Origin of the sequence: Brevibacillus parabrevis, assembly GCF_003710905.1 — a bacterium.
Classification (GTDB): domain Bacteria; phylum Bacillota; class Bacilli; order Brevibacillales; family Brevibacillaceae; genus Brevibacillus; species Brevibacillus parabrevis.
The window spans coordinates 100,967-118,669 of record NZ_RHHV01000010.1 but is presented as its reverse complement, the minus strand read 5'-3'; the positions used below and the strand labels follow the sequence as shown (position 1 = coordinate 118,669).

The 17,703-nt window shown below is 51.6% G+C and carries 23 protein-coding genes; 12 read left to right on the top strand and 11 right to left on the bottom strand.

Translation table 11 applies throughout. From position 1 onward, the window contains the following. The first annotated feature begins 1 nt into the window (after nt 1). The 4 genes from proC to EDM60_RS13230 all read left to right on the top strand — a co-directional run bounded on the left by proC (nt 2) and on the right by EDM60_RS13230 (nt 2,491). Complete coding sequence (gene proC, locus EDM60_RS13245) at nt 2-844, top strand: pyrroline-5-carboxylate reductase (protein WP_122964404.1); 843 nt, start codon at nt 2-4, stop codon at nt 842-844. Between the two features lie 59 nt (nt 845-903). Next, a complete protein-coding gene (locus tag EDM60_RS13240) occupies nt 904-1,716 on the top strand; it encodes a hypothetical protein (protein ID WP_122964403.1) in 813 nt (270 codons plus the stop codon). A 117-nt stretch (nt 1,717-1,833) separates the two neighbouring features. Then, nucleotides 1,834-2,142 carry a ferritin-like domain-containing protein gene (locus tag EDM60_RS13235; protein WP_122964402.1) on the top strand — a complete coding sequence of 103 codons (309 nt, stop codon included), beginning with the start codon at nt 1,834-1,836 and terminating at the stop codon, nt 2,140-2,142. 16 nt (nt 2,143-2,158) lie between these two features. Next, nucleotides 2,159-2,491 carry a spore coat protein gene (locus EDM60_RS13230; RefSeq protein WP_122964733.1) on the top strand — a complete coding sequence of 111 codons (333 nt, stop codon included), beginning with the start codon at nt 2,159-2,161 and terminating at the stop codon, nt 2,489-2,491. A gap of 108 nt (nt 2,492-2,599) precedes the next feature. On the opposite strand, the gene EDM60_RS13225 is transcribed toward EDM60_RS13230, so the two are convergent. Then, complete coding sequence (locus tag EDM60_RS13225; protein WP_122964401.1) at nt 2,600-4,048, bottom strand: aminotransferase-like domain-containing protein; 1,449 nt, start codon at nt 4,046-4,048, stop codon at nt 2,600-2,602. A gap of 143 nt (nt 4,049-4,191) precedes the next feature. On the opposite strand from EDM60_RS13225, the gene EDM60_RS13220 reads away from it, so the two are divergent. The 4 genes from EDM60_RS13220 (at nt 4,192) to EDM60_RS13205 (ending at nt 7,158) form a co-directional block, all read left to right on the top strand. After that, nucleotides 4,192-4,806, top strand: coding sequence for a LysE/ArgO family amino acid transporter (locus EDM60_RS13220; RefSeq protein WP_122964400.1), 615 nt, complete (start codon nt 4,192-4,194; stop codon nt 4,804-4,806). Nucleotides 4,807-4,882: 76 nt separating this feature from the next. Further along, nucleotides 4,883-5,500, top strand: coding sequence for a DUF47 domain-containing protein (locus EDM60_RS13215; RefSeq protein ID WP_122964399.1), 618 nt, complete (start codon nt 4,883-4,885; stop codon nt 5,498-5,500). Nucleotides 5,501-5,518: 18 nt separating this feature from the next. Then, nucleotides 5,519-6,526 carry an inorganic phosphate transporter gene (locus tag EDM60_RS13210; protein ID WP_122964398.1) on the top strand — a complete coding sequence of 336 codons (1,008 nt, stop codon included), beginning with the start codon at nt 5,519-5,521 and terminating at the stop codon, nt 6,524-6,526. Between the two features lie 104 nt (nt 6,527-6,630). Further along, entirely contained in the window at nt 6,631-7,158 is a 528-nt protein-coding gene (locus EDM60_RS13205; protein ID WP_122964397.1) for a GNAT family N-acetyltransferase, read from the top strand. Between the two features lie 117 nt (nt 7,159-7,275). Here the strand turns inward: EDM60_RS13205 and EDM60_RS13200 are convergent, their stop codons facing one another. The 3 genes from EDM60_RS13200 to EDM60_RS13190 are packed head-to-tail and all read right to left on the bottom strand — an operon-like array spanning nt 7,276 to nt 8,856. Continuing rightward, entirely contained in the window at nt 7,276-7,830 is a 555-nt protein-coding gene (locus EDM60_RS13200; RefSeq protein WP_122964396.1) for a DUF4825 domain-containing protein, read from the bottom strand. A 1-nt stretch (nt 7,831) separates the two neighbouring features. Then, a complete protein-coding gene (locus tag EDM60_RS13195) occupies nt 7,832-8,509 on the bottom strand; it encodes a permease prefix domain 1-containing protein (protein WP_122964395.1) in 678 nt (225 codons plus the stop codon). Continuing rightward, the gene (locus tag EDM60_RS13190) at nt 8,509-8,856 is read right to left on the bottom strand and encodes a PadR family transcriptional regulator (protein WP_122964394.1); all 348 of its coding nucleotides are present in this window, start codon (nt 8,854-8,856) and stop codon (nt 8,509-8,511) included. Before EDM60_RS13190 ends, EDM60_RS13195 begins: the two co-directional genes overlap by 1 nt. Nucleotides 8,857-9,142: 286 nt before the next feature. Between EDM60_RS13190 and EDM60_RS13185 the strand changes: the two genes are divergently transcribed. Next, nucleotides 9,143-9,532 (top strand): cupredoxin domain-containing protein, encoded by a 390-nt coding sequence (locus EDM60_RS13185; RefSeq protein WP_122964393.1) that lies wholly within the window; start codon nt 9,143-9,145, stop codon nt 9,530-9,532. Here the strand turns inward: EDM60_RS13185 and EDM60_RS13180 are convergent. Genes EDM60_RS13180 through panE form a run of 3 tightly spaced genes read right to left on the bottom strand, consistent with a single transcriptional unit; the run spans nt 9,522 to nt 12,664 of the window. Further along, complete coding sequence (locus tag EDM60_RS13180) at nt 9,522-10,742, bottom strand: MFS transporter (RefSeq protein ID WP_122964392.1); 1,221 nt, start codon at nt 10,740-10,742, stop codon at nt 9,522-9,524. The genes EDM60_RS13185 and EDM60_RS13180 overlap by 11 nt on opposite strands. 9 nt (nt 10,743-10,751) lie before the next feature. Next, the gene (locus EDM60_RS13175) at nt 10,752-11,687 is read right to left on the bottom strand and encodes a 4-hydroxy-3-methylbut-2-enyl diphosphate reductase (RefSeq protein WP_122964391.1); all 936 of its coding nucleotides are present in this window, start codon (nt 11,685-11,687) and stop codon (nt 10,752-10,754) included. 47 nt (nt 11,688-11,734) lie between these two features. After that, the gene (gene panE / locus EDM60_RS13170; RefSeq protein ID WP_122964390.1) at nt 11,735-12,664 is read right to left on the bottom strand and encodes a 2-dehydropantoate 2-reductase; all 930 of its coding nucleotides are present in this window, start codon (nt 12,662-12,664) and stop codon (nt 11,735-11,737) included. 224 nt (nt 12,665-12,888) lie between these two features. Here panE and glnA point away from each other — a divergent pair, with 224 nt between their 5' ends. Continuing rightward, nucleotides 12,889-14,307, top strand: coding sequence for a type I glutamate--ammonia ligase (gene glnA / locus EDM60_RS13165; RefSeq protein ID WP_063227267.1), 1,419 nt, complete (start codon nt 12,889-12,891; stop codon nt 14,305-14,307). A 221-nt stretch (nt 14,308-14,528) separates the two neighbouring features. Here the strand turns inward: glnA and EDM60_RS13160 are convergent, their stop codons facing one another. After that, a complete protein-coding gene (locus EDM60_RS13160; RefSeq protein ID WP_122964389.1) occupies nt 14,529-14,978 on the bottom strand; it encodes a toxin-antitoxin system TumE family protein in 450 nt (149 codons plus the stop codon). Continuing rightward, nucleotides 14,962-15,690 carry a helix-turn-helix domain-containing protein gene (locus EDM60_RS13155; protein WP_122964388.1) on the bottom strand — a complete coding sequence of 243 codons (729 nt, stop codon included), beginning with the start codon at nt 15,688-15,690 and terminating at the stop codon, nt 14,962-14,964. Before EDM60_RS13155 ends, EDM60_RS13160 begins: the two co-directional genes overlap by 17 nt. 336 nt (nt 15,691-16,026) lie before the next feature. On the opposite strand from EDM60_RS13155, the gene EDM60_RS13150 reads away from it, so the two are divergent. Continuing rightward, a complete protein-coding gene (locus EDM60_RS13150) occupies nt 16,027-16,227 on the top strand; it encodes a hypothetical protein (protein WP_122964387.1) in 201 nt (66 codons plus the stop codon). A 424-nt stretch (nt 16,228-16,651) separates the two neighbouring features. Here EDM60_RS13150 and EDM60_RS28605 read toward each other — a convergent pair whose 3' ends face one another. Both EDM60_RS28605 and EDM60_RS13145 read right to left on the bottom strand, forming a co-directional pair. Next, nucleotides 16,652-16,834, bottom strand: a complete 183-nt coding sequence (locus EDM60_RS28605; RefSeq protein ID WP_167470294.1) for a hypothetical protein — start codon at nt 16,832-16,834, stop codon at nt 16,652-16,654. 12 nt (nt 16,835-16,846) lie between these two features. Further along, nucleotides 16,847-17,341: a hypothetical protein gene (locus EDM60_RS13145; RefSeq protein WP_122964386.1), complete on the bottom strand. Its 495-nt coding sequence runs from the start codon at nt 17,339-17,341 to the stop codon at nt 16,847-16,849. Nucleotides 17,342-17,524: 183 nt separating this feature from the next. Here EDM60_RS13145 and EDM60_RS28600 point away from each other — a divergent pair, with 183 nt between their 5' ends. Continuing rightward, complete coding sequence (locus tag EDM60_RS28600; RefSeq protein WP_167470293.1) at nt 17,525-17,662, top strand: hypothetical protein; 138 nt, start codon at nt 17,525-17,527, stop codon at nt 17,660-17,662. Nucleotides 17,663-17,703: the final 41 nt, after the last annotated feature.

The window sequence follows — 17,703 nt, the reverse complement described above, 5'->3', positions numbered from 1 at the left end:
TATGAGCAACCAAGCAACCGCCATCACAAACGGACGAATCGGCTTTCTCGGAGCCGGCTCCATCGTCGAAGCGATGCTCTCGGGAATTTTGAAAAAAGGCTTGATTCAGGCTGAGCGAATGACGGTGACAAACCGGAACAACCTCGAACGGCTGGAGGAGCTGGCTACTGCCTACGGCGTAAGCACCTCGACGGACAAATTCGATGTAGCCCGCACATCCGATATTTTGATTTTGGCAATCAAGCCAAAAGATGCGGGGGAAGCGCTGATGGAGCTTCGCGGAAAGGTGTCTCCCCATCAATTGATCATTTCCGTAGTCGCTGGCGTCTCCACCAGTTTGATCGGGGAATGGCTGGGCGTTGACTGCCCAATCATTCGCACGATGCCCAACACTTCTTCTGCTGTCGGGCTGTCCGCAACCGGGATGAGCGCCAACGCTTTTGTTCAGCCAGAACAGCTTACTCTCGCTACGCGCCTGTTCGAAGCGATTGGCACCGTGTACGAAGTCGCGGAAGAAGAGCTGGATATTATCACGGGTCTGTCCGGCAGCGGTCCCGCCTACATTTACTACCTGGTCGAAGCCATGATGGGCGCAGGTGCGACAGCGGGACTGGATCGGGAAATGGCCCGCCAACTGACGCTTCAAACCGTAATCGGAGCCGCTACGATGCTGCTGGAAACAAGAGCGGAGCCAGCCTTGCTGCGCAAGCAAGTGACCAGTCCGGGAGGAACGACGCAGGCTGGGCTTGCCGTGTTGGAATCGTATCAATTTCAGGAGGCCGTCACCGCCGCGATTTTGCGGGCGACAGAACGGTCCAGAGAAATGGGTGCCGAGTACCGCTGAGCTTTTGTCCCTCTTCTGCTTCTTGTATAATAGAAAAAAACAGTCGAAGGAGGGATTCCATGGAAATCTACGCCCTGTACGGAACCAGTGGCACAGGAAAAAGCTCCAGCGCACTAGAACTCGCCCATCGCATGAACATCGACGCCATTATTGACGATGGCATCCTGATCTACCAGGGGCGCAAGGTGGCCGGAACCTCCGCCAAATACGAAAAGACGAAAATCCAGGCTGTCAAACGGGCGATTTTTCATTACGAGGAGCACGCCGAGGAAGTGCGGCGCAGTCTCGAACAGCATCAACCGGGACGGCTGCTGATTCTCGGCACGTCCCAGCGCATGATCACCCGGATTGTAGAGGCGCTGCATTTGCCCGCTTCCATCGAATACATTCCCATCGAATCGATCAAACCGCCGCAGGAAATCGAGGCTGCCCGCTATGTACGGGAAACGATGGGCAGACACGTCATTCCGATTCCGCGCGTCGAAGTGGAAAAAGACTTTTTGCAACGGCTGATCTCCTCCGCCACCCAAATATTCAGTTCGAAAAAAGAGGTCATCGGAGAATCGACCGTCGTGCATCCGCCTTTTTCCGGCGGACGGATCGTCATTCACCCGCAAGTTTTGCGCAAAATCGCTCAGGCTACATGCAGCCGCTACGAGGAAGTCAGCCAGGTCGTCAAAGTGCTGTTCTCGTTTGAAGATTTGCCGCGGCTTCAAATTACATTGGCGCTCAAGCTGCCTTATTTGACGGATATAACCAAGCTCGTCCGCGACATTCAGGAGGATTTGCACAAAGAAGCAAGCTTTTGCCTGAACATCGCTCCTGCCAGCATCGACATCCAGGTCGCCTCGCTGGAGCTGTCTCATTCGTAATATATGGAACCGATCCTGCGCTGATCGGTTCTTTATTTTTTGCCGGAAACAGGCAGGGTTACTTGCTTCGGAGTTGTCCATCCTATACATGTATCTCAACATGAAAGGAGCAATCAGATGCCATCCATCATGTCTTCCCTGCCTTTTACGCAAGCGCCGATTCCCGAGCCGCCCAAAGTCATCTCGACAAAAGACTTGAGCTATATAAAGGACGCGCTCTCCTGGGAGCTGCTTGCCTTTAAGAAGCTACATTTCTTTGCCCAGCAAGCGACTGACCCGGATGTAAAACAATGTCTGGAGAAAACCGGACGCATGCACCAACAGCATTACCAGAAGCTGCTCTCCCATCTCCAGAACAACAACACAGCGATCATGGCTACCTTGCCGCAGACGCAATCCCAACAACAGCAGCAACAAATGCAGTAAGGGAGGGAAAATGACGATGCCAAACCAAAATCAGATCGCCAATCCGCAATCCGGTCAGCTGCCACAAGTCAAAGGTCCGCAAATGAACGACCGCGACTTTATCAACGACTGCCTGGCAACATGCAAATACGTGACCGACGGCTTGAACGTCGCTGTTCGTGAAGCGAGCCACCAACAGCTGCACGCCGATATGATGCAGATGCTGGATGAAACGCACCAATCAGCGCGGGAAGCGTACAACTTGATGTTCCAAAAAGGCTGGTACAAGCTCGAAGCGGCAGAACAGCAAAAGCTGGAGCAAGCGTACCAGCAGTTCTCCGGGTATTCCACCCAGTTCCCTTATCATTAAGCCTGCTCACGCAGCATCCGTCTTGGACAGCCACGGCCCGTTCTGTTTTGCGGGTCGTGGCTGTTTTGCGCTGACAATCTGGCGCAATTCATTTTCATTGATCGCTTTTCACTCGCTTGCCCTCAATAGCTTGGCGACAGTGTGTAGCGCCCGCTCCATTTCTGCCTCATCTGCATACGCATAAGACAAGCGCAAATGCTGGCTGTCCGTCTGGTCGTACACATAGCCAGGATTGAGCAAAATGCCTTCCGCCAAAGCTTGGGTAAACAGCTTGCGCATCGACACAGCCTGGCGCAAGCGGAGCCAGACGTAAAATCCTCCTTGGGGAACATGCCAGTCGGCCAAATCGCCAAACCAGCGGGCAAGCAACTCGCACATGCGATCTCTTCGCACACGCAAGGACTGGCGAATGTGCCTCAGATGACGCTCGTAGCGTCCTGACGTCAGCCACTCGGTTGCGGCCCATTGCGAGAGGGCGCTGGAGCCGTAATCAATCTGCATTTTCACATCAGCCAGCCGTTCGATGACCGGCTGCGGCCCGACAATCCAGCCGATACGCAAGCCAGGACTTAGCGTCTTGGACAAGCTGCCCATGTAAAGCACCAGCCCGCTTCGATCACTCGCTTTCAGCGGAGCAGGTCCCGGCGCGTCCAGCCACAGCTCCCCGTACACATCGTCTTCCAAAATCGGCAATTGCGCTTTTTCGCATGTCGCCATGATCTGGCGTCTGCGCTGTTCGCTCATCAAAATGCTGGTCGGATTGTGAAAGGCGGGAATCGTATACAACAGCGCCCCGTTGTGAAGCTGCTTTTGCCGTGTGAGGGCTTGTGGCGATATTCCTTGTTCATCCATCGGAACACCTGCCAGTCTCATTCCCGAAGACTGAAACAGCGGCAGCGAAAACAAGTAGGATGGCTGCTCAAGCAAAATCGTCGAGCCTTTGTGCAAAATGCCGAGGGAAATCAGCTGCAACGCTTGCAACGCTCCCGATACAACCAAAATCGATGCTGGCGAAGCTGCGATTCCTCGCGTGAGCAACTGCGCGCTGATGGCTTCGCGCAACGGAAGCAGCCCTTTCGGTTCCGGGTAGCCAAGCTGCGTCATTTTTCCCCGCAAATCAGCGAGAACATCCTCCATCTCCGCTGTCGGAATCAACCGCGGCGACAGCTCTCCCGTTCCCAGCCGGATGTAGCGCGGATCTGGCTCGTAGCGATTAATGTCTTGAATCGTCGGCAAATTGGGCAAATGCGTGCCCGACTGCACGTACCCGAGCCAATCAGGAGGCGGCGTAGTGGTCAAGAGCGACCACGAGTTATTGCAGACGACCGAACCGCTGCCGACCGTCGCTTCAATCAGTCCTTCCGCTTTCAGCTCCTCCAAGGCGGTCACAACCGTGCTGCGGTTCACTCCGAAAGCTGCGGCCAAAGCGCGCTGCGCAGGCAGCTTGCTGTTGATCGGCCATTCGCCCCCGGCAATCTTCCCTTTTATATAGGCGACAATCTGGGCATACACAGGCATGTCTCCCGCTTTGTCCGGCTTCCAGTCAATCGTCAGCATCCGTTCTCTCCTCCTCTACGTCCATTGTACAAATTGGTTGGGATGCGAGCAAACCAATTGGCTGGAGACATTCCGCCCTTCCTCCGCCATAATGTCGGTAACGCAATCACTCATGTGCTTATGGGAAAAAGGAGGAAGAAATCGTGGCCGAAGCCATTTTGCACGGTTTTGTGCTCGCCTTTGGGCTGATTTTGCCGCTTGGAGCGCAAAACGTGTTTGTATTCAATCAAGGAGCTTCGCAGCCTACGTTGTGGCGAGCCGCACCTGTCATTGTTACGGCTGCCGTATGCGATGCCATCCTGATTTTGCTCGCTGTTCTCGGCGTATCCTTGATCGTGTTGACTGTGACCTGGCTGAAAACGGTCTTGTACATAATCGGCGTCTGCTTTTTGCTGTACATGGGCTACTTGACCTGGCGCAGCCGTCCCGATCCGGAAAACAGAGAGAAGGAAAGCTTTTCCGCGAAAAAGCAAATGATGTTTGCCGCTTCGGTGTCGCTGCTCAATCCGCATGCGATCCTCGATACGATCGGGGTAATCGGGACCAGCTCGCTCAGCTATGCAGGCACGGAAAAGTGGGGCTTTACGCTCGCCTGCATTCTCGTCTCCTGCCTCTGGTTTTTCGGCTTGGCGCTGGCAGGCAGAATCACGGGCAAGCTGGATCGCTCCGGCAGCTTGCTGCGCACATTGAACATCGTTTCGGCGCTGATCATGTGGGGTGTCGCCGTTTACATGGCAAGCCAGCTCCTTTCGCTCTAGATTTGCGAAAAGTGAATAACGAAACCCGCCTCCACTCACACTATGTCTAGTCGACTTACGATGTGGAGGTCTTTTTATGCTTTTTACCAAATCGGATGCCCTTTTGGACGACTTGTACGAAATCGCCAAAAACGTGCATGATTCCGCTGTGTATTTCAACCAATATAAAATCAATTCGCTGGACACCTTAAAAAGCTTTGCCGAGGAAATGAAAGTGTTCGAGTCAAAGGGCGACAAGCTGATCCACGAAATCATTGTGCGCATCAACAAGACGTTCATCACGGCAATCGAGCGTGAAGACGTGATGAACCTGGCGATCAAGCTGGACGATGTGCTGGACGGTCTGGAAGGGTGTGCGGCTCGCCTTTACATGTACGACATCATGGAGCCGGATGAAACAATGGTGCGGTTCGGCCAGCTGATCGAGGATTCTACCCAGCAAATTTTGCTCGCCATCGAGCTGTTGCAAAAGCAAAAGCTGCCAGGCATGAAGGAGTACATTATTCGGATCAACGATTTGGAAAGTACCGGGGATGAGCTTGAGCGGGAAAGTATTCGCCGGCTGTTCAAAGCGTCGAGCGATCCGATTCACATTATGCAGTTCAAGGAGATTTACGAGGTACTGGAGGACATCATGGATCATTGCGAGGATGTCGCTGACGCGATGGAGACTGTAATCATGGGCAATACATAAACCAAGGAGGCTACTCTCATGCATACAAGCCTGCCTCTTGTTGTGGCTGTTATTGTGCTGGCTGTTTCTTTTGACTTTATCAACGGCTTCCACGATACGGCCAACGCGATCGCCACCACCGTCTCGACAAAAGCATTGCCGCCGAAAACGGCTATTGCGCTGGCTGCCGTGATGAATTTTGTCGGCGCTCTCGCCTTTACCGGAGTCGCGAAAACGATCGGAGGAAAAATCGCCGATCCCGCCAAGCTGGAATTTGGCGTATTGATCGTGCTGGCTGCGCTGTTGGCCGCGATCTTCTGGAACTTGGTTACGTGGTGGTACGGCATTCCCAGCAGTTCTTCCCACGCATTGATCGGCTCAGTCGTGGGAGCGGTTCTCACTTCGGCCGGCGTGCAGCAAATTAACTGGAACGGCTTCGTCGAAATTTTCGAGGCGTTGATTTTGTCGCCGATCATCGCGCTCGTCGCCGCTTTTGTGTTGATGAAGCTCGTTTACGCCGTGTTTCGCAGCATCCACATCCCGCCCGCCAAAGTGAACCGGGGCTTTCGTTACTTTCAGATCGTCACCGCCGCCCTGCAATCTTTTACACAGGGAACGAACGATGCACAAAAAGCGATGGGCATTATCGTCTTTGCTCTGGTAGCTGCTGGCTTGCATACTGATACGGCGACCATTCCGTTTTGGGTCCAGCTGATTTGCGCGATATCGATGGGGCTTGGCACCTCTGTCGGCGGCTGGAAAATTATCAAGACCGTCGGCGGCAAAATTACGAAAATCGAGCCGATCAACGGCGCTACCGCCGATTTAAGCTCCTCCACGATCATTTTTACCTTTACACAGCTGGGGCTTCCGGTCAGCTCCACCCATGTGATTTCGTCGGGAATTATGGGCGTCGGGGCGGCAAAACGGCTGAAAGGGGTCAACTGGGGCGTCGCCAAGCGAATCATCATTACGTGGTTTATCACCCTCCCCATCTCCGCGCTGCTTGCTGCTTTCTTTTACTACGTGTTAAGCCTGTTTTTTTAATGGGGGGTGCTGTATTCAAAGCCGCCTTCGCGAATGTGATCGCCAGTACGCCATCTGAATCAGCTTGATGTACAATGGGGAAAAGACATTCGGAGGAATAGATCATGCCGATTCGTGCAGAAAAACCGAGCGATTATCTCGCAACCGAGCAAGTAGTACAAGCCGCCTTTGCCGATGAGCCTTTCAGTGATCACAGCGAGCATCTTTTGGTTTCGCGCTTGCGAGCATCCGACGCATTCATCCCTGCCCTGTCACTCGTCTATGAAGAGCACGACAGCATCATCGGACATTTGTTGCTGAGCAAAATCGAGATCGTTCACGCTGGCGGCTCTTGCCATCAGGCGCTCGCCCTGGCTCCCGTCTCCGTCCTCCCCTCCCAGCAAGGAAAAGGAATCGGGACTGCGCTGATCAACAAGTCGATCGAGATCGCCAAAGAGCTTGGGTATACAGCGATCGTCGTGCTCGGACATGCGAAATACTACCCCAAGTTCGGCTTCCGTCCCGCTTCGCAATGGGATATCCGCGCTCCTTTTGAAGTGCCGGACGAAGCATTCATGGCGCTGGAGCTTGTTCCTGGCGGTCTGGATGGCGTCCATGGAACGGTTCGCTATTCTCCAGCGTTTTTTGCCTAAGGCAAGCGCAAGCGGCCCTCAAGCCTGCTCCCGGCCAAACAGAAAAAGCAAGCCTTCCCCTGCTTGCCGGGAGACGGGACTGACCCCCAAACAGAAGACTTCTTGCTTTTCCTACCTCTACTGCCGCTTTTCTCGCAGCAACTTCACACTCTCTGCCAAAAACGCCTCGTCTCTCCACTTCTCCTGCACTTCGGACCGCCACTTGTCTGTCGTCAACAGCGACTCCAAATCGTCTCCAAACGCTTTTTGAATGTCGGCGCGGGCAATCGTCAGCGTCTCGTCCACGAACTGGTACTCGATGATTTGCAAATTGTCAATCAGGGCAAAAGCCGCAACAGAATTGTACAGCAGAGCTTGCCTGATCTTTTTCTCGTCGGAACGCAACTCGCTGGCTTCGTACTTGACCTCAATCGCAAATTGCTCGGGACGCAGCTGAAACGAGCGCCGCTCATTGCTCAACGGCAAATGGTTGAACAAATTCAGGTTGGAAACCGCCCCCATGTATTTGTGCTTGTACGGCAAAATCGTTTGCAAATCGTGTGTCAGCGGATTTTGCTGGTCTTCCAAATACTGTTTGGCAGCAAGCTCTCTGTCAGGAATGATGACGCCCTGAATCAAGGCAAACATGCCCAAACCGATTACCGCGAGCAAAACAATCAGCTTCGTTCTCATCTCAATCTTCCTCCCTCGCTTCGCACTGCATCATCACATCTGGGACGACGTGCAACAACAGCGGCACGATGATAGAGACGAGGGGCAACACATACTCTACGGCGACCGTGGCGAACTGATACGGCCCGGACAGGCTGATCTCCCTGGCGAACCAAATATCGCTGCCAAAATGCAGCGCTGTCGTATACGCAACCGATACAGCCATGTACAATCCCCACAGCAACCAGGCCGTTTTTCGCAAGGTAAAAGCAGAGCGAAGGCTCAGCTCGACAGCTTTTCGCTTGCCAGTCTTCCGATTTATCCCGAGCAAAGCAGCAAACACAGCTCCTTCCAGCAAACAAAGGGCAAGCAAACTGTGATTCAGCAAAATGCCCATTCCCCATATCCGCAGCGGCATCGTCAGCACCCAGGCGACCAAGGTGTACAAAAGCACGCGCTGTACCAGCTCCTGCATGAAAACCGCGGCGTATACCTTGCGCTTTTCCCCGACGAGCTGATCCGCCGAAGGAAGCTGCTCGATGGCGACACGCATCGCTTCTTCCAGCTCCATCCCGTCTGCGACCAAATCCGCGACTCGCGCTTCCAGATTGCTCAGCACTTCCCACTTCAACTCTTCTATCTGGCTGCTCTTTTTGTATTTGTAAAACAGCTTTTCCACATGAGCTTGCAAATGTTCCATCACGCTTCCTCCTGTCTGGCGATCAGCTTGTCTATCAACCGTTTGGCGACCTGCCACGAAGCGAGCGCGCTTGCATATGCCGCCCTGCCTTCTGCGGTGATCTGATAATATTTGCGCCTGCCGCCCTGACTTTCATCGCCCCAATATGACGAAATGAGCTTTTGCCCCTCCAATCTTTTCAGACTGGTGTACAGGGAAGGCTCCTTCAATTCATATTGCTGCTCGCTGTTTTGAAAAATCGTTTTGATGATCTCATATCCGTAACTGTCTTTTTCACACAAAACCCGCAGAATGATCGTATCGATGTGTCCGCGGATCAAATCGCTGCTAATGCCTTTGTCACTCATCCGGCTCACCTCATAAGTACAGCATAGCACATATTACTATGTATGACAAAGTAATATGCGTGAGATAGATTGAATCGCTCTGTTCCGCAAAAAGAAAAAGCCCTCTTTTTCAAGAGAGCTTTTCACTATTCACTCCTGCAAGACACAGACCATTCGCCCGCGATGGCAGCATTTCGCCTTGCGTCGGGGGCTGAGGAAAAATGTGTTTATTGGGCAATGACTGAGGACAGGATAATAGTACAATCTACAACCACCATGTTATTGCCGCAAAGGAGCTGAATGCAAAATGTCTCGTCAATGGTTCCGGCAGCTTCGCTATCCACTCCTCGCACTTGCCGTGACATTAACGCTGCTTTGGACGCATCATCATCAACACATGCTTACTTCCTACGCCGCCACAACGCGGACGCACACCGTCACGATTTCCGGCGCCGGCTTTCTCCCCAGCCAGCTGTCTGCCAAAGAAGGCGAGCGAGTCTCCCTCATGATCGTCAACACAGACACCCGGCCGCACAATCTGTCCATACGCGAGCTGAACCTGGCTTCCATGGAGCTGAAGCCTACCCAGTCGACCATGTTGCAGTTTTCCGCCGCTAAAAAAGGGCGGTTCTTCTTCGTTTCGGATGCACCTGGCTATCCGGAAAGCGGCTATCAGGGCATGCTCATTATTGAGTAACCTCCGCGTCCTCGTCGAACGAACGCTGCTTCCACGGCCCGAATTTGATCATCACCAACGGAATGATCCCGATTACCGTGATGATCCCGAAAAATAAATAAATGCCTAGCGTGGAATAGGAATCTTTGATCCAGCCAGCCGCCAGATTGCACAGCATCGTTCCCAGCCCGCCTCCCACGGAAAAGAAGATGGCCAGCGCCGTCACCTGGAGGGAAGCGGGCGTATTTTCGCGCACAAATTGGGCGGATGTCGCCAAGTAAAATCCGACCGAAATTCCTTGGACGAAAAACATGGCGATGACTAGCGTCGTGCTTGGAGCCGAGCTGTACCAAAGCCAGCGTGCCGCTCCGAATACAGCGGCGAGCAAAAGCGTCAGCTCCAGCCCCCACCTCCGCACGATCATGCCTGCCAGCTTCATGAACGGCGCTTCACTGCCTGCGAACAACAGAAAAGCCAGCCCTACTCCCGCCACAGTGCCGCCAATCTCCTGATAAAACAGCGAAAACCAGATGTTGTTCGCGTTCACAGCTCCGAGCACGCAAAACGACGCCAAAAGAAACAACAAATAGCGCGGCATCCGCAGCAGATCGCGCATGCCAGTCAGCATGCCAACCCGAAAGCGCGGCGTCTCCTGCGACTCATCCGGTACGCGCAACACAAGCAGCACGGCGATCAACAGCGCGAAACAGTAAGAATAAAAGAGCACGGACGGCCCCAGCTTCTCAACCAGCAGCCCTGTGACCAATGCCGCAAGCGCAAACCCTACCGCTCCCCATAAGCGGATGTCGCCGAATTGCAGCCCGTTTTTTTTCGCATATCCCAACGCCAGACTGTCGGAGACCGGGATAATCGCGCTTTGAAAAAACGACAGGATCAGGTAAAGCAAAAAGACAAAAGCAAAGGCAGACGTCCCGATGAAAAACAATCCTACCAATCCCGAGACAACAAGTGTCAGAATCAACACAGTTTTGCGAATTTGAAAGCGGTCACAAAAAAGGCCCCACATCGGCTGAGCGATAATCGAAACGACTGGGGCTACGGCACTGATCAATCCAATCTGGGTGCCTGTGAGCGAAATGGAATTGTAATACTGGGTAATGAGCGGAGAAAATGCCCCAAACCCGTAATAAATAAAAAGGTAAAGGGCGCTGAGACTGAAGTATCTCCCGCCAGCGCCCGATAATCCGATACCGACCTGTGATCCTGGCATATGGCTCTCCTATTTCACCCTCGGCAAAATTTTCGTCATGTCGACAGTCCGTTTCTTTTCCCATGTAGCCGGGTTGAACTCATCAAATTGCTCCAGGAACGAAATGACTTCCTTGGTCAAAGGAGTTGGCGTAGACGCCCCGGACGTAACCGCCACGTTTTTCTTTCCGCGCAGCCATTCGATGTCCAGCTCGGACAAATCGGCAATCCGATAGGACGGCACATTCGCGATCTCCTCCGACACTTGGGCCAATCGGTTCGAGTTGTTGCTTCGCGGATCGCCCACGACGAGACACAGATCGGCTTCTCCTGCCTGGCCAGCCACCGCTTCTTGACGAACTTGCGTTGCCAGACAAATCTCGTTGTGCACTTCCACCCCCGGGAAGCGCTCCAGAATGGCGTCCATCAAATGCTTGACATCCCACTGGCTCATCGTCGTCTGATTGGTCACGATGAGTTTGTCAGTCGGTACGTCGAGCTGCTCCAGCTCTTCGATTTTTTGCACGAGATGCACGCGATCCGGCGCAATGCCGACAGCGCCCTCCGGCTCTGGATGCCCCTTTTTCCCGATGTAAATCACATGATAGCCGTCCGCGATTTTTTCACGGATCAGATCGTGTGTCTTGGTCACGTCCGGGCAGGTCGCATCGACTACTGTCAGCCCTTTGTCCCTTGCTTTTTTCCGCACCTCGGGAGAGACGCCGTGCGCGGTGAAGATGACGGTTCCTTCGTCGATCTGATCCAAGAGAGCCATCCGGTCTTCTCCGTCCAACGTTTTGACGCCTTGTTTTTCAAACGCCTCAACGATGTGGGCATTGTGTACGATCATGCCCAATATGTGAATCGGGCGGGGAAAGTCGAGATTGTTGGCTGTACGCGCTGCCAAGACCATGGCCTCGACAACACCATAGCAATATCCGCGGGGGGAAATCTTGATGACTTCCATCTATAACCCCTCCTAAATTTCTAATGATGTTCGCCCACTATTATACCTTATTTGCCTTCTTCCCGCTTCAGTTCGTAAACCTTCAGATTATTGTAGACAACTTTCAAAAGCGGAGTGGACAAGCCGCTTTGCTCGGCTCGCTCCAAAAGGTAGCCTTGCAGATGGTCGGCTTCGACCGGAAGCCCTTTTTCCATATCGCGGAGCATGGAGGACTTCGTCTGCGGGCGCTGGTTTTGGAAAGTCTCCATTTGCTTTTCGACGATGTCCGGCTTGATCGGTGCTTCCAGAGCTTGCATGACCGAAACGATTTCCTCAGCCAGCTGTCTTGTCAGCTCTACACCGTACGCCGCTTCGCGAATCGGACCGACAGCGGAGTTCATGAGCGTGGTGATCCCGGAGAACGTCGCAATGAACAAGTATTTGTGCCAAGCCTCTCGCTGGATGTTGTTGCTGGCCCGCATCGTTCCGTTAATATTGGCAAAAGCTTGCTCGATCTTCTCGACACGCTCGCTTTTTCCGCCCTCCCATTCCCCGAACACCGCATCGTGGATCGGGCTGGTTTGCACGACATCGCCCTCTGCATTCAGCGTTGTTTCAATAAAACAAAGCCCTCCCAGCACACGCTCGCGCCCGAAGCGATCCCACAGCAGCTCCATGTGAGCGATTCCGTTCAGCAACGGGATGACGACCGTATGTTCACTGACGTAGGGAGCAATCGCGTCGATGCTTTCTGTTAGCGTGTACGCTTTGTTGGACAACAATACGACGTCAAAAGGCCCCGCAGCTTCCCCCGCCTGAATCATCTGCGGCTGTTCCAGATGCAAGTCGCCGTGAATGCTTTGCACCCGCAATCCCCGCTCTTGCATTTGCTTGTATCTACGTTCGCGCACCAGAAACGTTACATCCACCCCTGACTCCGCCAATCTGCCGCCAAAGTAACCGCCAATTCCGCCCGCTCCCAGTACCAATACTTTCATCGCCGTTCGCCTCCATTTATTCGTAATAGTTCGTCTATATTCTACAAAACCGGAACCAATTTCAAAACCCCGCAATATCATGTTAGAAAAACTAACATATAAAGTTAGAAAACCTCTTGACGAACATTGTTTGTTATCGCTATAATTCGAGATATAGAAATTCACGAAAACACGAACAATAATTTACCAAATACGAAAATATTTCGCGATTGGAGTGGGTTGTTTTGGATATGAAAACTGTTTTGTCCACCATTGATGCAGAGAAAGTGGAATATGTAGATTTCCGTATCGTCGATCTGCTTGGCCGTCAACACCACGTTACCGTTCCTGCTTACGCCGTAGATGAAGGCACCTTCCGCAATGGCGTTGCCTTCGATGGTTCCAGTCTCGTCGGCTACAAATCCATCGAGGAAAGCGACATGGTTGCCATGCCGGACCCGTCCACCGCTTTTATCGATCCTTTTGTAGAAGCAAAAACAATGAACATCGTCTGTAACATTGCCAATCCGGACAACACCACATACACTCGCGACCCGCGCGGCATCGCCCTCAAGGCAGAAGCGTACTTGCAACAAACTGGTCTGGCTACCGCAGCCTACTTCGGCCCGGAATCCGAGTTTTTCCTGTTCGACAGCGTGCGCTACGACTCCGGCCCATCCGGCTCCTACTTCCATATCGATTCCGAGGAAGCGTTCTGGAACACCGGAAAAGAAGGCCAAAACCTGGGATACAAAGTTCGCAACAAAGGCGGATACTTCCCTGTGCAGCCGACTGATTCCCAAATGGATATCCGCAACGAAATGTGCACCTTGATGACTCAGGCTGGACTTTACGTGGAGCGTCATCACCACGAAGTAGCTACTGCCGGTCAAGGCGAGATCAACTTCCGTTTCGACACCTTGACTCGCACTGCCGACAACTTGCTGCTGTTCAAATACATCGTGCGCAACGTAGCGGCAAAGCACGGCAAGACAGCGACTTTCATGCCGAAACCAATCGTCGGCGACAACGGCTCCGGCATGCACGTCCACCAAAGCTTGTTCGACGGCGACACTCCGCTGTTCTACGAGCAAGGCGGCTATGCAAACCTGAGCGAGACTGCACTCCACTACATCGGCGGCATTTTGCACCACGCGCCTGCCCTGATCGCCTTGACTAACCCGAGCACCAACTCGTTCAAACGTCTCGTTCCTGGCTACGAAGCGCCAGTCAATCTCGTATTCTCCAAAGGAAACCGCTCCGCCGCTGTACGGATTCCGGTAGCAGCCGTGACTCCGAAAGCGTCCCGGATCGAATTTCGCACGCCAGACTCTACCGCCAACCCATACCTGGCCTTCGCTGCCATGCTGATGGCTGGTCTGGACGGCATCAAGCGCAAAATCGACCCGCGCGAGCTTGGCTACGGCCCGCTGGACAAAAACATCTATGACTTGACCGACGCCGAAAAACACGAGATCAAGCGCGCCCCTGGCTCTTTGGAGGAAGCATTGACTGCTCTGGAGCAAGACCACGCTTTCCTGCTCGAAGGCGACGTGTTCACGAAGGAAGTCATCGAAAGCTGGATCGCCCTGAAACGCGCCGACATCCAACAAGTCGAGCGCACGGTGAATCCGAAAGAGTTTGAGTTGTATTACGATCTGTAAGATTTAAGGGGACAATTCACGGACAAATACTGCAAATAAAGAACACATGCTCCCGATTAATGATTAAGCCTTCCTGAATGGAAGGCTTTTTTTACATTGCTTCGCTTGAATGTTTGACCTTTTTGGGTCATGAAAAATCCCCTCCAAGTAGAGTGTGCCGTCCCTCGCTAAGCGGGTGGGCTTTTTACACTGTCTACTCAAAGGAGATACTGTCATACCGTCTATTTGCGATTCTTTTTTACATAAACGGAATCTCGAATGAATTCAAGGACGTTATTGAGCTCCATGTATCTCTCATCTTTGACTCTTAATGTTAACTTATCGTCCGCATCGTTCGCCTTCTTGTGCAAATGAAACGGGTCAAATTGTGCAACACTCGGGTCCGTTTCTTCTGGATGATAATGGGCATGGAACTTCAAAAACATCCTGTTCTGACTGTCTGCCCAGTCGTAATAATAGGCTTCGAGCTCCTGTCTGGCGTTTACAAATTCTACGCAGTACATCTTACTCATGTCATCTCGAAACACAATAACTTTTGATACAACGGAAATGACATTTGAATTGTAATAAGGCAAATCCTTTGCACTTCCAGGGCGAATTTCCTCAATGATATCCTTAAAGAGTAGATTCTCAATCAAGTGGAAGTTACTTTTACTAATCCCCAGCGACATCGCGTGTCCTTTCTAAAAAGAAAGCCCACATCGACTTGTCCGTATCTTCCTCGTCCGATAGTTGGTTCCATTCTTTTTTTCCTAGGGTGTCTGCGAACTTTCCGCCGTACTTATGTTCAAAGTGGTCCACATATCTTTGATAAAGCTCAGATTCAGAGACTTTTTCTCTAGAATCCCATTCTTCTTGCTCCCTTTTCCAGGACTCTACAGCATCTTTTACTTGAAAACGTACGCCTGATGCTGGATTATGGTACCAAGTATCTTCTGGAACCTTCACATGCTTGTTTTCTCCTGCACGTAATATGCCGTTAAAATGTCCAGCAGCAATCCATTTGTTAATCGTGGTTTGCGAAACACCAAAAAATGTAGCAAGTTCCCCAGTCGAATATTCCTTCGTCATCGACCTTCTGGATGAAATCGAAAGTACGGCATCATTACTTCTTGCGGTTCTTAGCGCTTTCATATAAATGGAATACAATACTTCGTTTGCTGCTGGATTATCTGAAAGGAATTGAAAATCGTCCCATTTTGCCCTGATCTCTTCGGTGTTCGGTAAAAGTTGAATAAGCATTTTGATAAACAAAGTGCGAAACTCCACATCATCAACCAAACTGCGTTTGTACCACTCAGATACATTCACATCTGGTGATTTCAGTTCTTCAAGTTTTGTCTCTATTCGCCTTTCATCCAACATTGTTAATGACACAAACATCACCTCTCACTCCCATTCTATCGAGAACTGAAACTAACTGCAACCAACTAAAATCATCTGTTACCATTATTATTGCTAAATTCACGATTAATACCTTTTGATAGTAGATAAGCTACAAATAGAATGCCCTTCCCAACAAAACAGGAAGGGCTTTTTGGCATTGACGAAAACAGACTCGATCCGCAAACGAGAGCAAGAACCCCCCCACTTCCCCCTCAACCCCCACGCCATTTTTCCATTTCCGAGCACAGCATTCACAAGCACTTCCATATGGAAAATTTAGACAAAAAACCCACCTCCTTCTGCTACCTTTAAGTGCGGAAGGAGGTGATTTTCATGACCCAGCATCTGTACTTCATCGTCAACCTTCAGGATGCGTTGCAATTTAGCCACGGGCTTACGCGACTAGGATTTACCCACTATTATCTCGTGCCCCGCGGCAATCAGGTCGCATTTGTTTTCGAACGGACTTCGACCCACAACCGCATCATCCTGAGGCGTTTCTTCGGTGCAGATGGCGTGTCCCCTCACATCTAGACTAGCATCCGACTGCTGCTCTTTTATCAGGGCAGCAGTCCCTATTCGTCCACACACATCCGCCATTTTTCGGGCATAGGATGCCTTATCCTGACGCCTCGCCTCTCAAACAACAAAGAAAGGATTGTCTGCTGCTTTTCACACCGCGACCCCATACAGGCGAGGACGAAAGAAGTAACGCTGCCCTCATCTGCCAACGGACCACCCAGCTTATCGCGGCAAAAAAAATGGCGCCGACTATTCTGCACGATTAGTCGAACGCCTATCCCCAATTGCGAACTTATACTAGATGACATTATGTTTATCGGTTGCGCAAAAACTGGCGTTTATATATAAATAATGGAAAATACACACCGCAGCGGAAGTCCCTCCGCCTGATCCAAGAGAAACTTTTTGACGCTCGCTCCTCGCATTCGCCTTTTGCTCAGTTACTCTTCCCTGCTTTTTCCAAGCTTCCGACCCGTTTCTCCAGCTCAGCCAGCTTCTTGCGAAAACTAGACCAAACGACAAAATAAGTAACAATTCCAACTGGCACCCCAATCAAAATCAAATCCAAGAAAAAAGATACCCAGTCAAAAGTGACAGCACCAAAGTCCAACATTTCCATTAACCTCCATGATCAAGCAAATCCCTTTTTCCACTGCTCCTTCAGTTCCCGATACGTCTCTCCATATTGGATGGCATGCTCGATATGCGAATATTTCAGCACCAGATCGTCGCCCTTGCTCTCACAGCACGCGAAAAACAAGCTTTCCATCAGGTTGTGGTTTTCAATGGAGTTGGTGATATGGATACACTCGTCCAGCGAATCGCTGTCGTCGCGCTTGTAAAACAGAAAAGTCCCTTCCTTGAACGGGCCTTTCTGGGTTGCGTCCTTCCAGATCAGCATGCCGAGCGTGATGAAATAGCCCTCCTTGAAGCGGATGACACCTGTAATCACAGAATCGATCGTGGTTGGAATGATCGCGATGGAGCTGCTCAACTGATGCACATATTCATACAAAGCTTTGTTCGTTTCCTTCAAGTCAAAGCCGGAAACGTGGACAAGCTCTTTTTCTCTCAATTTCTCCACAAGCTGCTGAACACAGAGCGTCTTATTCAAAGCTGAAATCACAATCTCACCACTTCTCCCGTTTTAAGTAGGTCCATTCTCTTTTATTCGCTAAAAACAGACATTTCCCTACAAAATCCGGCCGACATTTCTCAAGATGGCAAAGTTGTGCGTATACCCATTTCCGTCCGAACGGCTCCGCATATGATACAAGGGACAGATAACCTATGGAAGTGAGGCTGAACCATGAAGCAGAACAGTGGTTTTTCTGCGGAAGACCTGGCGTTGATGGCGGCCGTTGTGGTTCTGCTGGGCGATTTCTTGGCCTTCTTGTCCATTTTGAAAGAACGGCAAGAAAAAGAAGACAAAGGGAACAACAACTGAGCAAAAAAGCCCCTCTCGTTCTTGTTAGCCGAGAAGGACCT